A 26416-nucleotide genomic window follows, 5' to 3' on the forward strand; every position below is an offset into this window, starting at 1 on the left:
CGATCAAGTTTGACGGAGTGCCGAAGTGGGTAAACGCCGCGCTGACGATTGACCGAGTAGCCGTTCGATCGTGCGATGCCAGGCGTCGACGCCGCAGCGCGCCGTCGGACGGACACATGAGAAAAGGCTGGATGCCTGCAGCAAGTGCGGGCGTCCAGCCTTTTCAGTCTGAAGTCAGACGGGGATCGAACTCAGATGGCGCGAACGTTCTGAGCCTGGGGGCCCTTCTGGCCCTGTCCGATCTCGAACTCGACCTTCTGGCCCTCGTCGAGGGACTTGTAGCCGCTGCCCTGGATCTCCGAGTAGTGAACGAACACATCCGGTCCGCCACCTTCCTGCTCGATGAATCCGAAGCCCTTTTCACCGTTGAACCACTTGACACTGCCCTGAGCCATAACCAAATTCTCCTGGATCCATCGAGCCGAGCCCTCCCATCGAGAGTTCGGTCTCACCCTTGATCCTGCCATGCTCTTCTTTTTCTGTCTCCGATAACTTCCACAAAACCTTGACGAGTATCGACATTCGGGACATTGGCCTCTGAGGTCGATTCCCCCAATATGCCCTCTGACCTGCTGTGAAGTTGTGTTCAAGGGAGATGGTCGCCAAAGATGTTGCCTCGGATTTTTCTTACTCCGGCGTGTTATCGAAGGCCACTCGTGTGTGGAGAATGTGTGAGATGCGTGTTACTGGGGGCTCTGAAGAAGGTTCTTTTGCAGGGTTATCGTCACGGCGCCGGCGTTACTTGCATCACGCCGACGCGCGTCGTCGATCCCGATGTACGCAATTGAGGCTTGGTCAACGTCGAGTTCGACGCTGTCGGTGAGCGACTCGAGCACAAACCAACTGAACGAGCTTCTGCCGGCGGGCTGCCCCGCGGTGGAGGTTGCCGATACAGCGATGCGGAGTGCGTTCTCTGGGGCTGTGAAGGTGCAGGTGATGTCGGTCCCTGGTGCTGCCAGCGCGATCAGCATGCTGGCTGTTTCGTCTATGGCCAGTTCAAGGTCGGCGACGCCGTCGACGTCGAAACCGTGGTTGTAGGCAATGTTGCAGGTCATTCCGCGTAGGGTGCTGAGTTGGTCGGCTGCGGCGGGCACTCGAATACAGGCAAGTGTGGGGATTGTCGATCCCGCGTGCAGATCAGTCGGCAAGGTTGTCACTGGCTATGCTCCTGGGTCGTGTCGTAGGGCTCGAATTCGGAGAAGCGAGGTTATAGTTACTTCGCTCCACAGACAGAGGCATACCCGGGTGTAATTCGTTATAAACCAATGGTTGTCAAAAGTGACATAAGTCGTACTGTTGGTCTGTTTTGCCCAAATTCACCGAGAAGCTTCGGCCCGTCGCACGATTTGGTCCGCAATCACGCTCAACTTCAGTTGCGTTCGCTGGGATTCTCTGATGAGTACCTGAAACGCCGACTCGGAACTGAGCCCGCGGATCGCCATCAGGATCCCTTTGGCTTGTTCGATCGTGGCACGGGACTTCATCGCGGTATTGAGGCCCGCGATTTCATTCTTCGCGAACTCGATTTCCTTCGACACTCGTAGCAGCCCCTCGATCGACGTTGTGTAGACACGCACGATCAATGCGTCCACTTCACTGAATCCGTGGGCGCCGCGGCCGTAGATGTTGAGGGCACCCGCATGTCTGTCGTCGACCCACAAGGGTGCAGACAGGAAGCTCTGCACTCCCGCTCCCCGCAGATTCGCGCTGAATTTCGGCCAGCGTGAAGCGGAATCGACGACGGTAGCGCGAACTACCGTCCGCGTCCGTGCAGCGTCGAGGCACGGGCCTTCGCCGCAGACGTACTGGTCGAAGTCGATGTCCAGGACATCCTTGCTCGTGCTCGCCGCGGTCCGGGGTACGCCGGATTCGGAGAGGAGAGTTACGCCTGCCATATCGGCTTCGGAAATGGTTTCCACGGTACGAATGCACGCGCGTTCCAGCAGAGCGTCGGTTGCGCTGTCCGGACCCACGCTTGCGGCCACATCGGCCAATGCGGAGACGAGGGCGTCGAGTTTGTCGAGGACGTCGCTCGGAGCGGCGTCTGCGACGCGTTTCCTGTCGAGAACATCGTCTTCAAAGCGTTCCGTCATGGCTACCTCGTTAGGTTTCTCAGGACGACCCGTCATCGATGGATGCGAGAATCTGACGAGCTACCTCGAGTATATTGTCCGAATTCGTGGCGGATCGGGTTTCCAGCTCACGAAATGCATCCAAAGCATCACAATCGTTCTGGTTCATCACAACGCCCACTGCGCGTTCGATATCGCCTCGTGCTCTGATCGCTTCTCGCAGACTGCCGGCCGCCCGATCGCGTCTGTCGTCATGAGCCGCAACTTCGAGCGCATGACCAAGATAATCGGCCAGCACCGTCACCAGATCTCGGTCGTGAACCGAGTGTTCGATGCTCTTCTGTGAATAGAGGTTGAACGAACCCACCGGCACTCTTTCAGCGAAGAGAGGCACCGCGAGGAAATCTGTGAGTTGTGCTGCCCGAGCGCTGTGCCCGAGCACCGGCCAACGCTCTTCCACCTCTGTTACCGACATGCGGATGTAGTTTCCCGTTCTCGAGGCGCTGAGGCATGGTCCGTCGCCGAATTCGTACTGCGCGCGGTCGAAAGCCTCGACCAGCGGATCGGTAGGCGCCACGGTAAACGGTGCGTTGTCCAATGTTGCGGTCACACCCGCGTGGTCTACACCGGAGACAAGTTCGACCGCAGCGCCAGTGCAGCGAGTCATCAGCTCGATCACATGATCCGGTGATGTGGCCGAGACATTCATGAGCCCACGGAGCTTGTCCATACCGACGGGATCCGCCAGTTGAGCGCGCCGGAACGAATCAGAATTATCGGGAGAAGGCCGGGGACCACGCGAAATAACCATCGGTATCGGGTCCTGGTCTGCGCGTCAGATTACCGCCACCTCATTGTGCTGTGGCATCGACACGTCCAACCCGGTCGCGCGCCGGAGATGTCCCGATATTCGGTAACCTCGACAGTACGCTTGTTCGGCGTCGCCGCGGCGTAGCGGCGTGAAATATTGATGCAGAATTGGACTGCCGTCGGATGCGCGAGGAGGTGAGTCTTGTGGGCACACGTTCTCGCAGTGACGGACAGGACTGGTCGGAATCCTCCGGAGAATCCGACGAGAGTGGATCGGCGCTCTCTCGGGGAGCGCGCGCCGTGGTCGAACTCCCCGTCACTGCTGATTTGTGTTCCAAGTGCATTTCACTCACTGCGGTCGACGGCGCTGCGGTGACAGTTCTGAGCAGTTCATCCGCACGGGAACTTATGTATGCGACGGATGCCCTTGCGCAACACCTCGACGAGCTCCAGTTCACCAGTGGTGACGGTCCGTGCGTCGACGCGTTTCTCTCTGGCAGCCCGGTCCTGTGCAACGACACATCGGATTCGGTACACGCTGCATCCTGGCCCGGGTTCTCCAGTGACGCGGAACGTTCCGGTGTCGGTGGTGTCTACGCGTTCCCGTTGCGCGGTGGGCGACGGGTCTTCGGTGTGCTCGAGCTTTACCGGCGCGTTCCCGGCGCGCTGACGCAGTTTCAACTCGACGCAGCGGTGGCGTCGGCCGATGCTATTGCGTCGTCGTTGCTCGACGAGTTGTCTCTCGACGAAGACTCACACACCGGGGGAATGGCCAATGCGTTTCATCGCCCCGAGGTTAATCAAGCCGTGGGGATGATTGCCGTGCAATTGAAAGTTCCTGTGACCGAGGCATTGTCACGGCTACGGGCCACCGCGTATTCGTCGGACAAGCCGATTTGGGAGGTGGCCGGTGACGTGGTTCATCGCCGACTCCGATTCTCGGACGGGGGAGGCGAAAGCGATTGAGGAATCCGCTTGGGGGATTGCAAGGGCTGGGGGAGTGCAAGTATGTCGAGTAAAGACGAGCAAGGAAGGACGCAGATGAATGCTCCGTTGCCGCAGGTGATGATTGCGGAGATCACTCATTTGCTGACCACCGATTTCGACTCGCGCACCCTGCTCGAGTCCATCACCGAACGAACCCGACGATCGTTCACAGCCGCGTGGTGTGTGCTGCTTCTGCGTGCCACGGATTCAACCGGCGTCGAGATCGTGTGTGAATCCGTCGACGAGGGGTTTGAACCGCACCGCGATCTGGTGCACCGTAACCCTGTGGTGCTGAGCGCATTGACCGGGTCGGTCGTCATGATCGACGACTTCGAGATCGCAAGCCCCAGATGGCATGCGTTTGCGCAATCCGCAGCTCGCTCTGGACTCGGCGCCTGCCGCGTATTTCCGCTGCGACTTGCCGATCGGCCTCTCGGTGGGTTGGCAGTGTTCACGACGGATCCGTGGAACTCTCGGCCTCGGGATAACGCATTCGGGCAGTCGCTGGCTGATTTGGCTGCGATTGCACTGTCGATGTCGGACGTCGACGGTCGGTCCGAAGCGGCAACCGTTGCGGCGCAACATATTCTCTCCTCCCGCACCACAATCGAACAGGCTGCGGGAGTCATTGCCGAACTTGAACAGATCGACATCGACTCTGCCATGAAGGTTTTGGCTTCTCGGGCCCAAGTGCGAGGTGTGACCGTTGCGCAGTATTCCGAGCGGGTAGTCGAGGATCCGGAGTTTCGGTGATCGCAGTATTCTGCTGATCGAATTCCTTGTGGTGGAGGAAATTTCAGTGAGCTGCGTGGGACTTTGGTCTGTGTCTCTGATGGACGTAGTGCGTGAGTGTGGTTGCTGTTTTCCCTTGCGTTGACCTTTGTGCGACTCTGAGCGCGTTGATCCTTCACACAGGAGGATATTTGCCATGAAGGGAGGTGTGCGATGGAACTGATCACCGGAGTGATCAAATCCTATGACTGGGGTTCGCGCCGCACCCTCGCAGAATTGGCCGGACGGCCATTCCCGTCGCCCACACCGGAAGCCGAGCTGTGGTTCGGAGCGCACGAATCTGCCCCCTCGACAGTGGGGGAGCCATCCGGTTCGACAACTCTGATCGACAGGATCCGCGAAGATCCCCAGACGCAATTGGGCGCGCAGTGCGCCGAGGCTTTCGGCGGTACGTTGCCATTTCTGCTGAAAATCCTGGCAGCAGAAAAGCCGCTGTCTTTGCAGGCTCATCCCACGAGTGCACAAGCCGCCGCGGGATTCGCCCGCGAGAATGCTGCCGGAATTGATCTTTCAGCCAGCTATCGTAACTATCGCGACAACCGGCACAAGCCGGAACTTGTTGTCGCGCTGGAAAGATTCGAGGCCTTGGCCGGCTTTCGCGACATTGGTTCGACGGTGAGGCTGCTGACCGCACTGGACCTTTCGGGTGTAGCTGACGACGTCGCATCACTTGCGGCAAATCCGTGCCCAGCGGAATTGCAGGCTGTGGCGCTGCGTTGGATGCGCAACTCTCGCGAACATCACGATCTTTTGGCGCTCGAGGTGATCGATCGGGCAACTGCGCTGTTGGACGCGGGAGGATGGATCGTCGATTTGTTCGAGGCAGAGTTGGCGACCGCGCTCGATCTGGCTCGCCGCTATCCCGGCGACCCGGGCGTGCTGATGTCGCTCTTGCTCAATCGGGTGTCGTTGGCGCCGGGGGAAGGGCTTTTTCTCTCCGCCGGGAACCTCCACGCGTATCTCAGCGGAAGCGCTGTCGAGATCATGGCCAATTCAGACAACGTTCTCCGCGGCGGACTGACGACCAAGCACATCGATGTCGACGAATTGTCGAGCATCCTCGACTTCACTCCGATCCCGGTGGATGTTCTCGATCCGAAACCGTGCGACAGAGGAAGCGAATACGTCTACCCGGCTCCCGTCCCGGAGTTCGTTCTTCGGAGATGGGAACTGGACGCGAACCGCGAAGTGGCGCTCGGCGGAGATGGCCCTGCTGTGGTGCTGTGTACATCGGGGCGGGTGAAGATTTGGGCCGGTGATCGCCAGATGGAAATCTCCGGTAGTGAGGCTGTGTGGCTGCGCGCGGGTGATTCGGTCACGATGACTGCTGCCGACGGTGCGCCGGCGCAAGTGTTTGCCGGGTCTACACCCGGTTAGGGTTTCTCACCAGCCATTACTTGCAGTGTCCGCCGTGCCGCTCAGGATCTTTATCGTGGAGTCTTCGCGTCGGGAAAGCTCCGCCAACAGTTCCTGCGTACTGATTTCTGACACCGGGAGTCCGTCGGGTGAGGCCTCTTCGACGGTCAGGTACTCCGCAGCGATCAGGATTTCCCGGATGGGGGCATTGAAGACACGACTAGCCAAGCGCATCGTCTCCTGAGTGGGCGGGCGCTTCGATCCGAGCCACCGTTTCAACTCGGACGGTCGGATCTGTAGCGCACGCGCAGCATCGGAGATGTCTTGGTCAGGGCGAAGTTCTAGTTGACGCTCGACCCATCGAGAGAAACCGCTCATAACGGACATATTGCCTGAGTGTGGTTCCGCACGCCAGAGAGCGTGGCGATTTCTTGGTGTGATGTCGTCCGTTCTGCGACAGTTTGGCAACTTTTCCGTGCGATACGCGCATTCGGCTAGTTACAAAATGCTGGCCTGGAGACCCTCGTCTTTGTTCCCACCCGCAGCTCGAACGGCACTGTGTCGGGGATGGTGCAGGTGTCAGGTTGCCCCGTCGCTTCGATCCTCGATGATCATGGGTCTGGATAGAGCGCGAATGTGTGAAGCGCGGCGGGGTCCGTAATGATGAATTCTGGGGCGGTTGGTCTTAGGGTTTCAAGCCTTTTGCACTACACCCTCGAGGCGGCCGGAGTGAGATGATCGCCGAGTGACAAAAAGCTCTCGATCTGGACGAAAATTCTTCCGCATTGACCCTCGCATAGATCCCACTGGCCGCTTGGAAACCTTCCTCGTGATCGGACTGTGCGTTCTTACAGTGGTGGCGGTCGCCTGCGGCCTTCTCTACGACCAAAGTCGCTGGGGTTGAGCACGTTCTGAGGAATTGCAGAGGAAGGCCGTGCAGTTTCGTGCTGTGCTGACGTGAACTGCAGCTTGTCGTCAAGTCTTGTATCCTTCGTTGGGCCTGTCGCGGAACTTAGCCGAATCTGCCACTCTTCGTTGCCTTCTCACGTCGTGGCATGAGCAAACATTTTGCTGGCCCGGCGTCCCGTTGCCATCGAGTCCCACTTCTGGATCGTGCTCGTGAATTTTCTGTCAGTTGTCCTGTCAGTTGTCACTGTCTCCGGAATTGGCTCTCCACGAGAAGGGTTCGCTACAAGCAGCTTTCGCTGCCGGACTCGCTTCGAGAATGCGGGCGCGTTCCCGGGCCGCGATGACTCTGCATTTCCTTGGGGTTACGAATGTACGTCTGATCCTCGTCGGGGTTGTCTCAGGCTTTCTACGGCGATCGTGGCCCGGCCGGTACGAAATGTTAAGGAATGGATGCCGCATGATGAGAAATTCTGAGCGGAAGAGTTCCGTCCCCTATTCGATGGACCAAAGTCCATTGTGAATTTCACGATCAGGCAAATGTCCCAATCGGCAGCTATATTGCGTTAACCCCTCAAACATTTTCGAGGGCCATTAATAGGGGTCGATTCGTGGTTACTGCACTTGTATCGAGGAAGAAACGCAGCCAGCGGCATAAGGGTGGCCAAGGGTTAAAGGCACACCAGCGTCTCGACATCCAAGGCCTACGAATGGTCGCGGTCATGCTCGTGGTGCTGTCTCACCTCTTCGACTGGCCTCGCGGCGGGTTTATCGGCGTCGATGTTTTCTTCGTAATCTCAGGATTTCTGATCACCGGATCATTGATGCACACCGTAGAGAAGACGGGGCGAATCTCGTTCTCGAGTTTCTACCGTCGACGTGTCCGGAGAATTCTTCCCGCCGCGACCTTAGTTTTGGCCGTGACAGTGGCAGCCGCGTATTTCATCTACGCAGGATCGCGTTTCAAATCGACTGTCCTTGACAGTGTCGCGGCATTCTTCTTCGTCTCGAACTGGCGCTTCGGAATCGAGGGCACCGACTATTTCACTGCGTCGGGACCGGTGTCTCCTCTGCAGCACTATTGGTCGCTCAGCGTCGAGGAACAATTCTATTTCGTGTGGCCCGCGGTCATCTTCGTGATCGCGGTCGTGGCGGCACGAATGGCATGGACAGGCCGAGCCCGGATCGCGCTCGCGGGCGGTGTCATGGGCGTCGTGGTTCTGGCTTCGTTCGTCTATTCAGTTCTAGACACGGCGAGCAATCCCACGTGGGCATACTTCTCCACCCTTACCAGGGTGTGGGAGTTGGGGGTCGGTGCGTTGTTGGCTATCACGGTTGCTTATTTCGAAGGCATCCCTGATCGGCTCCGACCGTTTCTTGCATGGGCAGGACTGATCATGATCGGCGTCGGAGCTTTCGCAATCACCGAAAGTGGTGGTGGTTTCCCCGCCCCCTGGGCGGCAGTTCCAGTGTTGGGGGCAGCACTGATAATTTGCGCTGGTGTTGGGGGCACACAGAAATATCTACAGATACTGACAAATCGAGTGAGCACCTATATCGGCGACATTTCGTATTCGCTGTACTTGTGGCATTGGCCGGTGATCGTTCTGCTCGCTGCACTGATGGATAGCGGAACTTACTACTACATCGCAGCGCTTTTCCTGATGTTCGGGTTCGCGATCGCCGCCTATCACTTCTTTGAGAACCCGATTCGGTCCTCGAAGTGGTTGGAGACTGGAGCGGAGAGGAATGATCGTTCATTCCTGGATGTCTCACGCTGGCGTTTGCCCACAGTGAAATTGAGCGAGGCCAATCAGAGCATTGGAATTGGTGCGCTCGCACTAGTCGCCGCTGGATTGATGGCGGTCGCCCTCGTGCCGCCAGTAGTGAGTACTGCCTACGTTTCCGCAGTTCCGTCGAACGCGGATAGTTCCGAGACGGTCGTTGGATTGACTGGTCGGGCAAAGGAGATATCCGATGCGCTGAAGTCATCCCAGTGGCCTGCAGACTTGAGCCCTGCACTGGACGATATCGCGAACGCAAAGCCCCCGGAAGACTCGGATGGCTGCGGGCACACCGATGCGGGCAACCCGAATTACTGCACCTACGGATCGGGCGAGAAGCTTGCAGTTGTTGTTGGTGATTCGATCTCCATCACGTGGCTGTCGGGCTTACGCGAAGCACTCGTTCCTCTTGGATACACGGTGAAGGGACTGACCCGTGCAGCGTGCCCAGCGGTCGACGTGAAAGTGACCAAGGACGGCGTCCCCAACACCGAGTGCAATACACACCATGAATGGGTTCCGCGACGAATCGCAGAACTCAAGCCCGACATCGTTATCGCGTCAGGCAATGAGGGGCTGATGAAGTACCTCGAGTCAGGCGCCGCGGATGAAAAGGCAACGCAAGAGTGGCAGGCCGGCGCGGTCGCTGCATACCAGTCTTACGCGGCGACCGGCGCAAAGGTTGTCGTGCTATCGCCGGCGCCCACAGGAAAGAATCCTCAGACATGCGTGAAGCGGACTGGTGGCCCGTCCAACTGCGTGAGCACCATACAGCCGCTCTGGCGGTCGGCAGCAGAGGCGGAGAAGGCCGCCGCCACCCAAACGGGTGCCACGTACGTGGACACGCAGTCCTGGTTTTGCACAGCGGAAGGCATCTGCCCGATGTTCGTCGGATCCACAACCATGCGGCGAGATACCGTTCATATCACCCCAGAATATTCGACGGGACTTGCTGCTGAGCTGGCCGACGCCGTCCTTTCGAATTAGGCGATCGTCAAGAGTCGAGATGGCCACGTATGAGCCAGGAGCTGCTCGTTCAAATAGTGAATCCGGCGGTTGAGTGTGGGATGGGAGGGCAGAACGCCGGGCGGGTCAGTTATCGGGCACTAATGTCCCTATGCCATATGGCCCAAGGTCCATTGCATATTTTATGACAAGGCAAATGCCCCTTATGGCAGCTATATTTCGTTAGTCCCTCCAACTCTACTTGGGGGCCGGTCATCGAGGGGTTTATTCGTGGTTTCTTCACTACTGCAGAAGTCCAAGCGCGGAGGCAGGAACGGCAGAGAGTCGACATCGAAGCCGAATTTCCGGCCAGATATCGAAGGGTTGCGCGCAGTTGCCGTGCTCTTCGTTCTTATTTGGCATGCTGGAGTCACTTGGCTGCCGGGTGGTTTCGTTGGCGTTGACGTCTTCTTCGTGATCTCAGGCTTTCTCATGACCGGCATTCTCCACCGAGAACTGGTGAATACCGGAACCGTATCGATAGTCAAGTTTTATGCGCGACGAGCTCGACGGCTTATACCGGCGAGCGCGCTGACTCTTGTTGTAACCGCAATCGCAACGTGGCTCATTCTTCCTCCGACCCGTTGGTGGAGCACGGGCCAGGACATTGCAGCTGCCGGTGCGTACGTTGTCAACTGGCTGCTGGCGTCGGGCTCCACGAACTACCTCGCCCAAGACGCAGCTCCGAGTCCCGTTCAGCATTTCTGGTCTCTCTCGGTGGAGGAGCAGTTTTACCTGGTGTGGCCACTGCTCCTCGTCGTGATCGGTGTTGTGGTCCGGCAACTCAGGGCTGTTTCGGCAACCAAGCTGGTGCTCGGCCTACTCGTTGGGGCTTTCGTGATTTCGCTGAGCTGGTCAATTTTGCGGACACCGGTGGCACCGGGCCCTTCGTATTTCGTTACAACCACGCGAATCTGGGAGCTTGCGCTTGGCGGTATCGTCGCGCTGACGATGACAACGTGGGCTCGACTACCCCGCGTGGTTGCTGCAGTGGCGGCCTGGGTCGGCGTTGCCGTCGTGCTGGCAACGGGAATGCTGCTCCCGCCCTCGTTTCCGTTTCCTGGTTGGATCGCACTTGTCCCGACCTTGGCGGTGGCTGTCATTATTGCGGCGGGGCCTGCGGCCAAGAGCGTTGGGCCAGTTCGGATTTGCCAAAACGGCATTGTGCAGAAGATCGGAGCGATGTCCTACTCGCTCTATCTATGGCACTGGCCCGTGCTCGTAATCGGTGGCTACCTCGTAACAGGCGGTATCAGTGAGCTTTCCGTTTCTATGGGCGTCCTTCTCGTCGTAATCTCCGTAATTCCCGCGGCGCTGTCGTACTATTTCGTCGAGGTACCGATCCATCAACGTCGAGGTCTTTCCACCACAAGATCCATGCAGATCGGTGCGATGGGTATTGTCGTGGCGCTCGTGGCCGGCGGAGCGGTATCGGCTGCGGGGTTGCTCGCTGAGCGATCGGCACCACGTCCTGTGTATACGAGTGCAAGTAGCCCGGTTGACTTCGGTGCCCAACGAATCGGGCAACCAGGCTTCGATCGTTTGACGCCCGGGCAAGCGATTTCACCGAGCCCCCTCGTTGCAGCAGATGACAATCCGCCGGTGTACGCCCGCGGATGTCAGCAGGGCTTCGGCTCATCGGAGCCTGTCGCTTGTGAGTTCGGAGTTCTCGATTCGGAGACAACCGTCGCCTTGATTGGCGACTCTCATGCTTCGCATTGGGTGGATGCGATGGAATACGTCGCTCAACAACGAGGTTGGCGTTTGGTGAGTTTCACGAAGTCGTCCTGTGCCCTCATCGATGCGACGGTGATCAATCGGGGTGCGCCTGCTCCGTTATGCACGGAGTGGAATGCACGAGTCATGTCGGAGATCGAACAGATGAAACCGGCGGCGGTATTTACGTCGAATATCGATTATCAGATTTCCGGGTCGACCGACAATCATCTGGCCATGGTCGAGGGGATGGCCTCTGCCTGGACGAAAGTGACAAGTATCGGAATTCCCGTATTTGTCCTCCGTGATACCCCCGCCTCCGGAGTCGATCCTGCCGATTGTCTCGCTGGGCATCTGAGCTCGCCGGATCTCTGTGCAACTGACCGTGCAACAGCTTTCGGAACCCGAGGACTAGCACAGTTGGAGGCCGCAGAAACCACTCCTGTGAACGTAATTGACGTCACTGCTGCGATTTGTCCACGTGACCCTTGCTCACCGGTTATCGGCGATGTGATGGTCTATCGAGACCGCACGCACATGACGGCTACCTACTCTCGGTCGCTCGGGCCCACTCTCGACCTAGCGCTTCCACATATTTAGTTACTCGTGTCCACGTGGCATTTTGCGAATTGCTGTGAACGACTCCGTGTACGTCGATCGCGACGTGATCGCGAGCATTCGGTATTCCCAACTCGACGCGTCGAATGATCTTTGGGGTGGCGACGCACAGTCACGAAGCGGAGAACCGCGACACAACTTCCAGAAAGTGATGGCATGATTAGCTCTGGCAGGGATCGGCGCCCCGGGCCGCCATGACTGCAAGGTAACTGACTGGTCGTGTGAGTTCGATACGTGAACCCGGTCGTAAAATTCGGCAATGCTCCGGTTACCGGGGCGCTCGGAAAGATTATGAGACACAGGCCATCTGCGGGTATCTTGTTGATCTTGGTTCAGGGTCATGCAAGAGTTGGCAGCGTTTGCGAATTCGAGTGTTCGGAGTTGATTCGGAGAAACGGGTTTCGGACGGTGAGTCGGCCGGCGGGCGAACCGGATAGACGCAACTGGTGGTGATCTTCGACGGTCAGACACGTACCTCGTTGACGGTGTCAAACTCCGACTATTCTTGTTCTCTTGGGAAGCTGTTACTGCAGTGCAACTGAGCTTTTCGCCTATTCTTCTGGATTCTTTGCTTCTCCTGGTAAGGGGAGGTGCATGATCAACTCGCAGGTGGGCCAGCGCAATAGTGCAATCATGAACTGATTCGTTGTCGAGGCATTGGGCGTCGGCGTCAGTGTGGTGCTGATGGCACAGTCAATGGGGTGGATAAACGAAGGATGTGGCACCGAACCGGTGATCGGGATCGCGTTCATGCCCCTTGGATGGCGGAGATGATAGATTTGCGGTGGGATAGCAAATTCTCAATTGCTATCTGGCGCTAGTGAACTCGTCGTGAATTCACATACCGTCCAGAATGTAGGGACCTTTGGCGCATTCTTTCGTGACCTACTTCGTGTTCGTGCGATGAGATGGAAATCTCATTGTTCGGGATAATTAGCCACCGTACTAATTGGCCGTTATGGTCTGTTTGTTGAAATCAACCCGATCACGTGATCGTTTGGGTGGGACGGGGTCGTCGAGCTCTTCTGCCCATGAAGCATCGTTCGTGTTTCGTGAGTCCGATCCCGAGGAGAGTTGTTGATGGTCCCGAGTTCGACCGGGCTGAGCCGCACTCTGATAGCGCTCGCAGTGGTGTTCTGTCTGATCTCTCCGCTTACCGGCGTTGCGGCTGCGCAAGTGGACGAGCAGTCAGTGGCAGCGGACACCGACGTCGGGGCCGTGTCCTTCACTGAACTCGGCCGGGGCACGGATGTGCTGTTCTCAGCGAACGACGAGCCGTTGACCGTTTCGCTTCCGGTGCCGGACGGGCTTACTGCAACGGCTCTGGTCGGGACAGTCACGGCGCCCATCGATTTCAGTCGAGGCTGGATCGAAGTGAGTGCCGATGGGCGTCCCGTGACGCGAGTGGAATTCGATGCGGGTCAGGTGGGCGCTGGATTACCGATCTCCATTCCGCTCTCAGGTTTGAAGGTTGTGGATAGAAGCATCGCAGTTTCCATGATCGGACATCTCGTCCCCATTGATGATCGGTGCTATGACAGGAGCAAGTATCAGCCACTTGCGCTTCGCGACACTGCGGTCGTGTACAAGGGTATCGAGCAACAGCCGGCAACGGTGTCATCGTTCTTTCCACCGATTCTGCGCAAGGCGACGATCTATCTGGCCGACAGCACATCGCAGTCGCAGCAGAGCGCTGCGTTGTTGCTCAGCACATCGATAGTCAATCGATATGGCAGTCAACCTGATTCTGTGGTCTTAGCCGAGTTGCCGGCCGGGCAGTTACTTCCGGAAAACGCCCCCGGTCTGTTCGAGCGCAATATCCTCATCGGCGCTGAGGGCGACGGAGATATCGACCTGGTTGCCGGATCGAGCGGATATCCTGTTCTGCGAATCGTGGGTGACGACAGATCGCTTGTGCCGCAGGTCAATCTTCTCGCGGCTAACTTCAACGGTTTTTGGGCAGCAAGCCAGGCGCTGAAAGCGCCGGGGGAGTCGGTCGCTGAAATCTCTCGCGACGTTGTTCCTCTCGGAGACTTACGGCTTGCATCCTTGACATCGACCGGGCTCGAGCATGTCGAAGTCTCAGTGCCGTTCAGTCAGTCCCAATTGGGTCGAGCAATGAAAAACGTCACGGTGCGGATGATCGGTTCGTACGTTCCCATGCCGAGTACACGGAGTGCGGAGTTGTCGTTCAGCGTGGGTGATCAGCGTCTCGACACTCGAGCGGTGGACAACAGCGGTCGGTTCGACATCGAGTTCATGATCCCTGAAGGCTTAGTCACCCGCGACATGCGGGTGACTGTAGCGCTGGACGTTGCCGGTGACTTCCAATGCGGAAGCAGCAATGGATCAACGCTGACGGTTGATCCCGCAAGTACGATCAGCTCGAATGTCGCAGATCCTCCCATTCCCGGGGGCTTCCAGTCATTGCCACAGTCGATGCTGCCCACCATTGAGGTGGGAACCACCCGCGGCGATTTTGCTGACGCCGTTCGGGCGCAACGTGTTCTGGTGGCGATGCAGCGGATGAGTTACTTGCCACTGCAGCCGAGAGTTCAGACATTCAGCAACGCTGCGTCGAGTCCGTTGCCGGCCGTGCTGATCGCTGCTGACGGAAACCTACCGGCGGGAACGGATCTCCCGCTACCGATGGACACTGCAGATCAAGGTTTGTTGCGTTTGCGCGGTCTCCAGTTCGATGCTGCGTACGGAAGCATTCAGGTTGCAGTGGTTCCGAATCACGAAATTATCGTGGTTACCTCAAACGGCGAGGCAACCGACGTCGACAACATGCTGAACTGGTTGGAGGCAGATACGACGCGGTTCGGACGGCTGACCGGCGATGTTCTCGTGGCCCCTCGTGGGGTCGAACCCTTCGATATCGGCGTCGATGTCTCGCCGGCAGGCGGCGCGAAGACGACCGACAGTGACAGTGGCATCAGTACCGCCACAATGGGTTTGATCGCAGCCGGCACCGCAGCACTGCTCGTGATCGCCGTGAGTGGTGTCGTAGTCTTCAGGCGCCGTGCAAAGTGACGGCCACTTCAACTGAAGAGGCAACCGAGGAATCAGCAGAGGAGTCGCGACCACGTTCCGCCGAACCAGGTGGGGAGCATCGTCAAAGACTTCCTTGGGGCGTGTATTCCGTAGTGGCCGTGGTGTATATCGCTCTCGGTGTGTGGTTGAACGCTGAGGTCAAGTTCATCTTCACCGATGCAATGAGTCGCGTTGCTGCAGTCTCTGCGATGCTGTGGAGTCGAGATCCCCATTTTGCAGCTGTCGGTTTTGTGTTCACTCCGTTGCCTGCGGTGGCACAGATTCCGATGGGACTCCTCGGTCAACTGTGGCCGGAGTTGTTGCGCTGGAACATCACTGCATCAGTGATGTCCGCCCTGTTCATGGCCGGCGCCGTCATGCAAATTCGAGGTATCGCACTCGATCGAGGTTGCGCAAAATGGGTGACGGTGACGTTGACTGTGTTGTTTGCGGTCAATCCGATGATCCTCATGTACGCGTCAAACGGCATGAGCGAAGCGCCGTATCTCTTCTTCGTCATCTGGGCCGTTCGTCGCCTGATCAGATGGATGCGCAATGACGACGCGCATGACTTGATTGCGGCAGGTTTGTCGCTTGCCTTGGCATATTTGACCAGATACGACGCGCTTGCCCCCATGTTCGTTGCGGTAGTCCTTGTCTTCGTCGTCAGCTGGGTCAGATTTCCGAAGACTGATGACGACAGCAAGTTTCATCGGTGGTGGGCAGCTGGAATTGACGCGACGGTTGTGCTGATTCCCGGACTTATTGCCTTTCTTGCTTGGTCAGCTTCGAGTTGGTTGATCACAGGCCAAGCATTTCAACAGTTTTCGTCGGTATACGGAAACAGCGCAATTATCGAGCAGGCTGGTGGCGCTGCCGATACACCATTGAGCAGACTGATGTTCTCGCTCACCGAGATTTTTGTACTCGGGCCGGCGTTCCCGATACTTACTGCCGCTGCACTTATTTTGGCGTGGCGACGACGTGATCCCGAAGTAGTTGTCCCGATCTTGTTGTTCGGAGCCGTAATCGGTGCACAAACTTTGCTCTACATGATGGGTTCGACCTTTCCGTTCCTGCGCTTCTATCTGGCGGTAGTCCCACTGTGCTTCGTGTTGGCCGTGCTGATCGCTCCTCGCGACCGAACGGTGGTGTCACGTAGGCCGGGGCGTGCCGCCGTTGCGGAGGCTATTCCTGATCAGCCGAAGTATGCAGGCCCGTCGATCATGCTTGTAATCTCGCTGGTACTACTGCTCGGGTCGACGGCGCTCACATTTGTCGCAATGGGCAGTCCACGGTTGGCTTCATTGGAACACTCGCTTGCGAGTGTGATTATTCCCGGCCGTCAAGACCCCGATGAACAAGCAATTCTGCGCACTTTCGGCGCTGAACGCAGGATTGCAGACTATCTGGACGCACTCGATCTCCCGGACGGATCGGTGTTGGCAGATACCGTGCTGGCCTTTGGTGTCGTCACCGCGTCGGACAAACCGAAACAGTTTGTGATTACATCCGATACCGACTTCGTGAAGATCCTGAACAACCCGTCCGAGAACGGCGTTGAGTACATCTTGACAGTTCCGAACGAGGAGCGGGGAGTGGCAGATGCGATCAATCGGAGGTACCCGACGATGTACGAAACAGGGTCCGGGGGAATAGGCGCGTTGGTCATCGAGGTCGAAAATGACGGCGGCACAGTACCGCCTGCTTGGCGGCTGTATCGGCTGACAGGAAATCACCAATCAGGAGGCTAAACCACCTGATTTGTGGGACACTTTGGACGCGGGGGGATGCTGCGTTCGAGTGATGGGTGAACATGTCTCCGAGAGTGAAAAAAATGGCGCATCGGACGTCGATCTGGCGTCGAGCGGCCGCGGTTCTCGTCAGTGCTGCGACGGTGCTTACAGTAAGTTGCGTGGCGACACGTACGGTGGACGCGGCTCCGCAACCGGGAGCGCGCGTAACTGCCACCGTCGACGGATTGAAACTTGACGGACAAGACTGGTGGCCAACGGGATTCAATGCATATCAGCTCGCCACCGACTGGTCGGTGAACTGGGGTTGCGGTGCGATGGTGGATCTCGACGCCTATTTCGGATCTCTGCCGGCCAAGTCGTTGACGCGCTTCAATCTTTTTCAAGCATTGGCCATCAACAAGGCTACGGGCGAACTGGATTTCGGGCCCATGGATGCGGTGTTCGCAGCGGCCGAGGATCACGATCAGATGATCCTGCCTGTCCTCTCGCCTCAGGACGGGGCGTGTGAGGACGAGACCTTCAAGGAACGAAGCTGGTACGTCGATGGCTGGAAGGATTTCGACGCAACCGCGGCGAAGTCTCTGATCAGTTTTCAGGACTGGATGCACATAGCAGTCGCGCGCTGGAAGGATTCTCCTTCGCTGGCGGCTTGGGAGTTGGTGGGTGAGCCGGAACCGAGTTTATGCACCGACGCGGCGTGTAACTGGTGGACCAGGACGTGTCCGTCGGATACCGCACAGATTCTCCGCTCGTTCTACGATGCAGCTGGTGCAGAGGTCCGAGCGCTGGATCCGAAGACTCTGATTACAGCCGGGCTGCTGGGGGGTGGCCAATGTGGCACTGGCGGTGACGATTACGAGTATGTCAGCGAATCGCCCTACGTCGATGTCGTTCAATACCACGATTACGGGGCAGATGGCGTTCCTCTTCCTGGTGATCAGTGGAACGGCTTGGCGCGGCGAATCGACCAGGCCAACTCCGCGGGGAAGCCGTTGTTGGTTGCCGAGATCGGTGAATTGGCAGGCAGTTGTGAGCCTCTTACGACGAGGGCGACACACATCGGGGACAAGATCGCGGGCCAGAAGACGGCTGGCACCGCCGGCGCGTTGCTGTGGGCCTTTGTGCCGGACCCTCGACCGACGGAATGCACCATGGATATCGGCTACGACGACCCGCTGTACGGAGTTGTTGCATCCGAAGCCGAATGGGGCTGACGAGGTCTGGTTCTAACAGCGCCCCTGGGACGAAGGTCCCAGGGGCGCTGTGTCTTTCGGTAGTTTGTTGCGGGAATTGTGTAGCTTCTTTCATGATGCGGAGCCGGTGTAATGTAGTGCGAAACTGACGTATGTTTCGCAGTAGTTTGCAACGTGCAGCTCTGAATCCGATAGGCACTCATCGAAGAGATCCGCGCGGCATCGGCGGCGTGTAGATGAAAAATGAGTCTGCATCAGGAAAGGTGAATGATGGCTACAGTGCGATCATGCTCGATCAAGACTGCGGTGGTGCCGGCGGCAGGACTCGGCACTCGCTTCTTACCGGCTACCAAGACAGTTCCCAAAGAGCTGTTGCCGGTTGTGGATACACCAGGGATCGAATTGGTGGCTAGTGAGGCCGCCGCGGCAGGCGCTCAACGTTTGGTCATCGTCACCGCACCCGGAAAAGCCGGTGTGATGGCACATTTCCTGGAGGACATTGTCCTGGAAGGCAGGTTACTGGACGCAGGCAAACACCATCTCCTCGAGAAGATTCGTAAGGCACCCGGTCTGATCTCGGTGGAACCAGTTGTTCAGGATTCCCCGCTGGGGTTGGGGCACGCCGTCGGCTTGGCCGAGTCGGTCCTCGGGGCAGACGAGGACGCGATTGCGGTGCTGCTTCCGGATGATCTGGTTCAGCCCTGTGGCGTTCTGGATGTCATGGCGCAGGTCAGGGCGGAGCGTGGTGGATCTGTCCTGTGTGCATTCGACGTACCGCGAGATGACGTGAGTTCGTACGGCATCTTCGATGTCGAACCGGACCCCGACAACCCAGACGTTCTGAAGGTCGTGGGCATGGTGGAGAAGCCCGACGTGGCCAGCGCACCCTCAACCTTGGCTGCTGTTGGTCGATATCTGCTGGATCGCAGCATCTTTGACGCATTGCGTGCCATCAAACCGGGTAAGGGCGGGGAGTTGCAGCTGACCGACGCGATCGCCCTGATGATCAGCGAGGGACATCCCGTTCACGTCGTCGTGCATCGGGGATCGCGTCACGACCTCGGCAACCCTGGCGGATTCCTGCGTGCTTCACTCGATCATGCTCTAGGACGCGAGGAGTACGGTCCGGCATTGCGAATCTGGCTGGAAGAACGTCTCCGGCAACCAGATCCGCAACTGACTTACTGAATTCAACTGGCCCGGGACATTGTCCCGGGCCAGTTGAATTTGGTTGCAGAGCCGATCAATTGCTCAATCCGTGAAACGTTTTCTCCCAGTATGACGGATTCATGATCAACTGATATGTGCCTTTGATCGCAGCGATGCTCATCAGGACCCAATACAGCGGTGCAGTCAGACAGGCGACCAGCAAAGCGGCATTCCGGGTTTCCCTGCAGGCAACAAGGTTCATGTACATCACTGCGGCATTTCCGAAGACGAGCGATACGAGGGCCGGGAAATAGACGTAAGCAGGGAAGATATCCTGGATGACTTCAGGTTGTCCGAGTATCCAGGCGAGGCTCAGAAGCCAGAAGATCGTGTTCAGAGTGGCAACTACCGGTGTTCCTGCCATCAGGATAGTGAATCGCAAGAACCCGATCGTTCCAATCCCACGCCACAACTGGACTGGTCGGCGCATGTGCACCAGCCATGTCTGCAAGTAGCCCTTGTACCAGCGGGATCGTTGACGAATCCAGTTGATCGTGTCGCTGTTCGCCTCTTCGAGTGTGGTCGAGTCCAAGACGGCCGTGCGATATCCGCTCTCGGCAATGCGCACACCTAGATCCGCATCCTCGGTGACATTGAATGGGTCCCAAGCGCCAATATCGTCAAGCACGCTGCGACGTAGGTGATTTGATGTCCCGCCGAGTGGGATGGGGGAGTTGCTGCGCATGAGACCGGGCAGGATAAAGCTGAACCACAGGGCATAGTCTGCGGTGAACCATGCTGTCAGCAGATTTTGCGTACCGTTGTGAAAGGCGAGTTTCGCCTGAACGCAGGCAGTATTCGACGGCAATTGAGCGAAAGTTGCGACTACCCGGCGTAATTGAAGGGGATCGGGTGAGTCTTCGGCGTCATAGATGGTAATGATCTCGCCCGTTGAAAAGTGGAGTCCGTAGTTACATGCCTTGGGTTTTGTGCGCGGATCTGCAGCAGGGACTTTCAAAATACTGACTACTTTGTCGACACCGGCTTTTTGCGCGGCCTCGATAGTTATCAGGTCGTCTTCTTCCAGCAGTAGGAGAACTTGGAGTTTGTCGGTCGGATAGTCGATGGCCCTCATTGCGGAGATGAGATCGCCGACAACTTCTGGTTCGTTGTACGCCGGTACAAGGATCGTGTACGGCGGTAATTCGTCATCGACGAGAGCGAGTGCAACCTCGTCGCTGATAGTCATGATCGACGATGCGTCGAGACCGCGGGTGAAGAGGATGAGTCTATCGACCATCGTCCAGACGTATCCGACCACGCAGATAAGTGTCAGTGTGATGAGTGTGGGAGTGAGGAAGAAGACGAGACACAGGATTGTGATTGCCAGAAGGGCCCACAACACATTGCGCTGCCAGGGGTAGAAAGCTACCGAGGCCGAGGAGATCGGTTTACGCTCACGCAGTCCGCTCACTGCGTCATGCAGTGCTGCCTCCTTGAACGCGTCAGATTGGCGATCGCCGTTCACGAGGATGTTGGGATTCACCATTGTTGTGCCTCCACGATGAGTCGTCCTACTGCCTCGAGCATCCCGAGGTCCTTGTACTGTGATTCGTTGTCCTCAGTCGAACTCTTTCCACGCAAAAGCAAAGCAAGAGAGTTGCTTCCGTTTGAAGCCATGGATGGACTCGGCTCCGGGAAATAGGCATCCGGCTCATGGTTGTCGACGGTAATGAGACTGACTCGTTGGGCTGCGCCGTCACCGCGAGTCCAAATGAAGTTGAGATTGCTCCAGGTGAGGAGAAGATTGTCGTCGACGATCGTGTACATCTCGGCCGTTACGCCTCGTGTCAGTTCAACTTGAACTGTCGGGCTCACTCGCGCATTCTGCAACTCGTATGTCGAGCTACTCGGGTAGACCGCGAGCGTGGTCGGGCGTCTTACTTGCAGGACGTCCATTTGCACTGTGCGCGGACGCATCAGGGCGTCCCAAGCCGGGTTCGGTGTGTCGGCGCGGATTGTTTGTCGCGTCAATGTAGAGGTCGACCCGAAGTACCGGCGAGGCCAGTCGAATTCTTCAGTCGAGAGTTGGCTCCAGCCTGCGGGCACTACCAACCTCGGGTCTGCAGTGGCGGGTGGTCCCTGGGAAATCGCAAGACTCTGCTGATTGGGCAGTGGAGTGAGAAACATCAGAATCGCCACGCCGAATACGAAGACGATCGTCCAATTACTTGACTTTGTCGATGGATTTCGAAGCGGTCGGTCGAACGGCTTCAGCGACTTTCCTCGTCGTTCGTAAAGATAAAATAGTGCACCGACTAATAAGGCGATGCCAACAGTCGGGAAAAGCTGAATAATGAAGAGCGGAACTGTGGGATATTGATGTGAAAGGTAGTAAACCAAGGCGGTGCCCAGACCGGTCGAGACCAAGAATGCAACTAAACCTCGTTTCCAAGTTCGGCTGACCGCGATGGTTGTAGCCGCTGATGCGACAAAAACCATGATGACGCTGTACGCGAACCGCGTGCCACCCAATTCTGTGGCCAATGTGCGATAGAACAAGGGGCTCAAGACCATAGGTGCCAACCAGATCAACCAATATCGATTGACGGGGCGTAGCCCGAACATGAGAACCGCCGCACCCCAGACGAATATCCAAGCAGAGAGCACATCGATGTGCATTAGCTCGTAGTTCTCCGCGAAACGCGGCATCAGCAATGCCTGCATCCCGAGCGCGACCAGCAACCCTATGCCGCCCACGATCTTGTCTGTCTCGCGATCATGAATGGGGAGTTCGGGACCACGTCGGAGGTCGGTGCCCACTGCAGTGACCAGGCACAGCAATGGCAGTACAAATACAAATCCGATCGCGGTGCCGTCTACCGTGCTACGCCAGAGGTTGTTCCACGTCGGCCAGAAGGCAAAGATCGTGGCTGCGGCAATCATCAACCAACGGACTGTGAGCCGCGGAACAATTCCCGACTCAGCGCGGATACTGCTGATCTTCAAGATGTGTGATCCCATTCGAGCGTGACTGGTGAACGAGCCTGCTGCGGATCGTCGCGGGAGCCTGCGGACGTGTCCGAATTTTGACCTTACGCGATTCCGCGTGATGTACGAATTGGGAGATATGGGCGTTTCAACAGTGCCGGCACCACGATCGAATCACGACCGCTGAGGTATGTGCTCCATTCGTAGGAAAAGGCATCTGCAGCTTTGTTGCGCGTTGGAAAATTATCAAATGCAGCCACAGGGGGACGTAAGTCCCCGACTGATAGTTACTTTCGGTCAGAATTGTTGAGACGTGGCGGCTTTCAGGGGAGTGGACCGCGGAACGACCCCAATGGGGCGCAACAGGTAAGCGTGATTTTGCTGGTTTTCGACATGGTGAGGCTTAGCGAGGATGCAGGAAGTGCCGCCAGGGTAATACTTGAAATCGGCACTATGTCACATAGTGGGATTTCTAACTCATGTGAGGTAAATAATATCGCCGAGAAGTGGACGAATGTCCAGCAGATGCCTATCGGCTTGTGTGGGCCCGAGTTTACGAGGCCGTTTCATTCGCCTTTGGGTTGCCGTAGTTTCCGGCTGCGAATGGTCAAAATTCGAAACGGGACAAAGGTCGCAAACCTCCCGGGTGATTTGGTCCGTATCCCCCTCGTTCGGCCGAAGTTACAGTTGCTGGGACGGAAATAGATTTGATCTGCGCATATCTCCGCTGTTTGGGTGGCTGGCAACTGATTGGCGCACTGTCGGGATCCGGGCAAAGAGGACCGGATCCCGTATTTGCTGATTGATTGCCAAGGTGGTGGAGATTGCGTAGACGGGTCACGCAAATTTCTCGAGCGACAATGATTGTTTGTTGACGATCAGTCGTTTCGAGTGACTTTGAGGATCTGGGTGGGTTACCGCTGTCAACCTGCGGTGTTATTGCATTTGATCATGCCGCGAGACGGTGGTGGAATAGAACCCACTTGGTACGTAACGGACATTCGCAGAGTCCGGCCAATCGAAGTGAAACCGATGTGCGGAGCACTTGCCACGTGCTCTGGTTGGTTCAGGTGGTCAGGCAATTTCGGACTGTTCGAGCACTGCAAGAGAGTGGTTGATCCGGAAATATCCGACGAGGAAGGAGAGCTGAACAGGTGACAACGCTCAATGACAGCGAGGAGCCCCGCACAAGCCCTTACGTGGGACCTGACGCTCAACCAGTTCCGCCTGATGTCAAGCCTGAGGCGTCTTCGCGGCATCGATGGCAAGCTGCCTACATTCGACGGTTGGCCATCAGTGATTCGGCAATTATTGCCGTGGCAGTGTTTCTTGCCCAGTGGTTTCGCTTCGGTGCGGACTCGGGCGGGGTAAGTGCCGATGGACTCGGCAACTACAGCTATACCGCAGTCTCGCTTGTCTTGATCGCCATGTGGATTGCGGTGCTCAGCATATTCCGGACCAGATCGATTCGAGTGATCGGAAGCGGGCCGGAAGAGTATCGAAGAATTTTCGTGAGCACGGTACGCCTATTCGGCCTGATTGCGATATGCAGCTTGCTACTTCAGATCGACATCGCACGTCTCTATCTGGCTTTTGCCTTTCCACTCGGGATCGTAGCGCTGCTGGTCAACCGTTGGTTCTGGCGACGCGTCATTGCCCGCCGAAGGGCGCGAGGCGAGTTCAGGACATCTGTACTTGTCGTGGGCAATCGTCAAGGCGTCGTAAACCTGGCCGAGAACTTCGAGCGGGGATCAGCTGACGGATTCAGAGTGGTAGGGGTTTGCACACCGGGTCACAACAGTGACGCGAATGAAGTAATTACGGTAAGAGGCCGAAGTATCCCCGTTTTGGGCGACGAACACGACGTCACCCGGGCACTTGACGTGGTTGGCGCGGACACTGTGGCGGTGACCGCTACCGAACATCTGGGCTTGGACGGAATGCGCAAGCTCGCATGGGATCTCGAGAGCAAGAGGGTGGATCTTGTTGTGTCCCCTGGCATTCTCGATGTGGCTGGACCCAGACTCTCGATGCGCCCCGTTGCCGGCCTTCCGCTGATCCATGTGGAGCGCCCGCGTTATCACAGCGCACAGAAGTTTGCGAAGACATCGTTCGACATCGTCTTTGCGACAACGATTTTGATCCTCATCAGTCCGGTGCTCCTTGCTGCGGCAGTGGCAGTGAAGCTGACCAGCCCCGGCCCCATCCTGTATAGGTCGGAGCGGATGGGCTTGTACGGCGAACCGTTCCCCATGCTCAAGTTTCGTTCGATGGTGCAGAATGCCGACAAGCAAGTCGACAGCCTGATGCAGGACAATGAGGGTGCCGGCGTGTTGTTCAAGATGCGTGATGACCCTCGGGTCACTACTGTGGGGCGCTTCTTACGCAGATACTCGATCGACGAGCTGCCACAGTTCCTCAATGTGCTACGACGTGAGATGAGTGTTGTGGGTCCGCGTCCTCCACTTCGACGGGAAGTGGAGATGTATGACGGCACAGTGAGTCGTCGGCTTCTGGTCAAGCCCGGAATTACCGGACTGTGGCAGGTGAGCGGACGCTCCGACCTTTCATGGGAAGACACTGTGCGACTGGATCTTTCCTACGTCGACAACTGGTCGATGATGGGAGACGTTCTGATCGTTGCCAAGACTCTGCGGGCAGTAGCGGCTAGCGACGGGGCGTACTGATCCACATCACCCATCAATCGAATTTGCGTGGAATCTTCCATGTCATGTCATGTCATGTCATGGCAACGGACGGTGCGGCAACTCGATCACGGCCTCCGTCCCTTTGGACCCCTAGAACAGATTTTCGGACAAACTATCGCCCACACTTTGTCGGCTGAACGTAAAGGAATTGCAAGATCATGCGGATCACAGTCTTCGGTACCGGGTATCTGGGCGCTACGCACGCGGCATGTATGGCCGAATTAGGTCATGAGGTGTTGGGGGTGGACGTCGATGAATCGAAGTTGCAGAAGCTCGAAGCCGGAGAGGTTCCATTTTGGGAACCGGGCCTCGAAGAGATCCTGCAACGCAATATCGCGGCCGGCCGATTGCGCTTCACCTCCTCCTACGAGGAGGCAGCCGAGTTCGCTGAGGTGCACTTTCTCGGTGTAGGCACGCCTCAAAAGAAGGGCGAGTATGCCGCAGACATGAAATACGTAGATGCGGTCGTTGCAACTCTGGCGCCGTTGCTGACCAAACCTGCAGTCATTTTCGGAAAGTCGACCGTGCCTGTGGGGACAGCGGAACGACTTGGCACGATGGCTCGAGAACTCGCTCCCGCAGGCGAGGGTGTCGAGGTTGCCTGGAATCCCGAGTTTCTCCGAGAGGGATACGCAGTCAAGGACACCTTGCATCCGGACCGATTGGTGCTTGGTGTGGATCGAGAACGAACGGGACGAGCGGAAGAATTGGCGCGCGAGGTTTACGCGCAGCTGCTCGGAGAGAAAATTCCGTTCCTCGTGACCGACCTGGCGACGGCCGAGCTGGTAAAGGCATCCGCGAATGCCTTTCTGGCTACCAAGATTTCGTTTATCAACGCTATTGCCGAGGTATGTGAGGCAGCGGGAGCTGATGTGACAGTGCTGGCCGACGCGATCGGACATGATGATCGCATTGGCCGGAAATTCCTGAACGCGGGCATCGGATTCGGCGGCGGATGTCTACCAAAGGACATACGTGCGTTCATGGCGCGGGCAGGAGAGCTAGGCGCCGACCAGGCGCTGACCTTCCTGCGAGAGGTCGACAACATCAATATGCGTCGTCGTACGCGAATGGTTGAACTGGCTCGGGAAGCATGCGGTTCGCTGTTGGGTGCCAGAGTGGCAGTACTTGGAGCCGCCTTCAAGCCCGATTCCGACGATGTTCGCGACTCCCCTGCGCTGAATGTTGCAGGTCAGATCCAACTTCAGGGTGCAGCGGTGAACGTTTACGACCCGAAAGCCATGGATAACTCCCGCGCTCTGTTCCCCACACTCACATACAGCACGTCTGCCTTGGAAGCGTGTGAGGGAGCGGACGTCGTACTCGTGCTGACAGAGTGGAGAGAATTCAAGGATCTGAAGCCACGTTCGTTGAATTCTGTTGTGCGGCAGAAGAACTTGATTGATGGAAGGAACTGTTTGAATCCTGATCAATGGCGTTCTGCAGGATGGTCGTACCGTGGTCTGGGAAGGCCGTAGTCCGACTGATCGGGGAAGAAGCGCTTTCCCTGAATTGACCGGCTGACGCGAGTTCTGA

Annotated in this window: 18 protein-coding genes; 11 read left to right on the forward strand and 7 right to left on the reverse strand. The window is 57.4% G+C overall.

The window, feature by feature from the left end; genetic code table 11:
* Positions 1–191 precede the first annotated feature (191 nt).
* From ACFRFQ_RS01675 to ACFRFQ_RS01690, 4 genes are all read right to left on the reverse strand, one after another.
* Complete coding sequence (locus ACFRFQ_RS01675) at positions 192–395, reverse strand: cold-shock protein (protein WP_003943666.1); 204 nt, start codon at positions 393–395, stop codon at positions 192–194.
* A 288-nt stretch (positions 396–683) separates the two neighbouring features.
* Positions 684–1157 carry an anti-sigma factor gene (locus ACFRFQ_RS01680; protein ID WP_378652314.1) on the reverse strand — a complete coding sequence of 158 codons (474 nt, stop codon included), beginning with the start codon at positions 1155–1157 and terminating at the stop codon, positions 684–686.
* A gap of 159 nt (positions 1158–1316) precedes the next feature.
* Positions 1317–2093: an ANTAR domain-containing protein gene (locus tag ACFRFQ_RS01685; RefSeq protein WP_378652317.1), complete on the reverse strand. Its 777-nt coding sequence runs from the start codon at positions 2091–2093 to the stop codon at positions 1317–1319.
* Positions 2094–2112: 19 nt separating this feature from the next.
* Positions 2113–2883, reverse strand: coding sequence for a GAF and ANTAR domain-containing protein (locus tag ACFRFQ_RS01690; protein ID WP_378652320.1), 771 nt, complete (start codon positions 2881–2883; stop codon positions 2113–2115).
* 203 nt (positions 2884–3086) lie between these two features.
* On the opposite strand from ACFRFQ_RS01690, the gene ACFRFQ_RS01695 reads away from it, so the two are divergent.
* From ACFRFQ_RS01695 to manA, 3 genes are all read left to right on the forward strand, one after another.
* Positions 3087–3848, forward strand: a complete 762-nt coding sequence (locus ACFRFQ_RS01695) for a GAF and ANTAR domain-containing protein (protein WP_378652323.1) — start codon at positions 3087–3089, stop codon at positions 3846–3848.
* 75 nt (positions 3849–3923) lie between these two features.
* Positions 3924–4622: a GAF domain-containing protein gene (locus tag ACFRFQ_RS01700; protein WP_378652326.1), complete on the forward strand. Its 699-nt coding sequence runs from the start codon at positions 3924–3926 to the stop codon at positions 4620–4622.
* Between the two features lie 192 nt (positions 4623–4814).
* Positions 4815–6038 (forward strand): mannose-6-phosphate isomerase, class I, encoded by a 1224-nt coding sequence (manA, locus tag ACFRFQ_RS01705; RefSeq protein ID WP_378652328.1) that lies wholly within the window; start codon positions 4815–4817, stop codon positions 6036–6038.
* A gap of 6 nt (positions 6039–6044) precedes the next feature.
* Here the strand turns inward: manA and ACFRFQ_RS01710 are convergent, their stop codons facing one another.
* Positions 6045–6395 carry a helix-turn-helix domain-containing protein gene (locus tag ACFRFQ_RS01710; protein WP_378652331.1) on the reverse strand — a complete coding sequence of 117 codons (351 nt, stop codon included), beginning with the start codon at positions 6393–6395 and terminating at the stop codon, positions 6045–6047.
* 1139 nt (positions 6396–7534) lie between these two features.
* Between ACFRFQ_RS01710 and ACFRFQ_RS01715 the strand changes: the two genes are divergently transcribed.
* The 6 genes from ACFRFQ_RS01715 to ACFRFQ_RS01740 all read left to right on the forward strand — a co-directional run bounded on the left by ACFRFQ_RS01715 (position 7535) and on the right by ACFRFQ_RS01740 (position 19220).
* Positions 7535–9694, forward strand: coding sequence for an acyltransferase family protein (locus ACFRFQ_RS01715; RefSeq protein WP_378652333.1), 2160 nt, complete (start codon positions 7535–7537; stop codon positions 9692–9694).
* 249 nt (positions 9695–9943) lie between these two features.
* Positions 9944–12028, forward strand: coding sequence for an acyltransferase family protein (locus tag ACFRFQ_RS01720; RefSeq protein ID WP_378652336.1), 2085 nt, complete (start codon positions 9944–9946; stop codon positions 12026–12028).
* Positions 12029–13126: 1098 nt separating this feature from the next.
* Complete coding sequence (locus ACFRFQ_RS01725) at positions 13127–15082, forward strand: hypothetical protein (RefSeq protein WP_378652339.1); 1956 nt, start codon at positions 13127–13129, stop codon at positions 15080–15082.
* 101 nt (positions 15083–15183) lie between these two features.
* Positions 15184–16836: an ArnT family glycosyltransferase gene (locus ACFRFQ_RS01730; RefSeq protein WP_378653485.1), complete on the forward strand. Its 1653-nt coding sequence runs from the start codon at positions 15184–15186 to the stop codon at positions 16834–16836.
* An 83-nt stretch (positions 16837–16919) separates the two neighbouring features.
* A complete protein-coding gene (locus tag ACFRFQ_RS01735; RefSeq protein ID WP_378652341.1) occupies positions 16920–18053 on the forward strand; it encodes a beta-mannosidase in 1134 nt (377 codons plus the stop codon).
* Between the two features lie 249 nt (positions 18054–18302).
* On the forward strand, positions 18303–19220 hold the full coding sequence (locus tag ACFRFQ_RS01740; RefSeq protein ID WP_378653487.1) for a UTP--glucose-1-phosphate uridylyltransferase: 918 nt from the start codon (positions 18303–18305) through the stop codon (positions 19218–19220).
* Positions 19221–19275: 55 nt separating this feature from the next.
* Here ACFRFQ_RS01740 and ACFRFQ_RS01745 read toward each other — a convergent pair whose 3' ends face one another.
* Together ACFRFQ_RS01745 and ACFRFQ_RS01750 are read right to left on the reverse strand one after the other, a co-directional pair.
* Positions 19276–20730 carry a glycosyltransferase gene (locus ACFRFQ_RS01745; RefSeq protein ID WP_378652343.1) on the reverse strand — a complete coding sequence of 485 codons (1455 nt, stop codon included), beginning with the start codon at positions 20728–20730 and terminating at the stop codon, positions 19276–19278.
* On the reverse strand, positions 20724–22205 hold the full coding sequence (locus ACFRFQ_RS01750; RefSeq protein ID WP_378652345.1) for a hypothetical protein: 1482 nt from the start codon (positions 22203–22205) through the stop codon (positions 20724–20726). The genes ACFRFQ_RS01745 and ACFRFQ_RS01750 overlap by 7 nt, the downstream gene beginning before the upstream one ends.
* A gap of 1166 nt (positions 22206–23371) precedes the next feature.
* On the opposite strand from ACFRFQ_RS01750, the gene ACFRFQ_RS01755 reads away from it, so the two are divergent.
* Positions 23372–24859 carry a sugar transferase gene (locus ACFRFQ_RS01755; protein WP_378653490.1) on the forward strand — a complete coding sequence of 496 codons (1488 nt, stop codon included), beginning with the start codon at positions 23372–23374 and terminating at the stop codon, positions 24857–24859.
* 179 nt (positions 24860–25038) lie between these two features.
* Positions 25039–26358 carry a UDP-glucose dehydrogenase family protein gene (locus ACFRFQ_RS01760; RefSeq protein ID WP_378652347.1) on the forward strand — a complete coding sequence of 440 codons (1320 nt, stop codon included), beginning with the start codon at positions 25039–25041 and terminating at the stop codon, positions 26356–26358.
* The last annotated feature ends 58 nt before the right edge of the window (positions 26359–26416 follow it).

The organism is Rhodococcus sp. NPDC056743, assembly GCF_042790355.1.
Taxonomy (GTDB): domain Bacteria; phylum Actinomycetota; class Actinomycetes; order Mycobacteriales; family Mycobacteriaceae; genus Rhodococcus_F.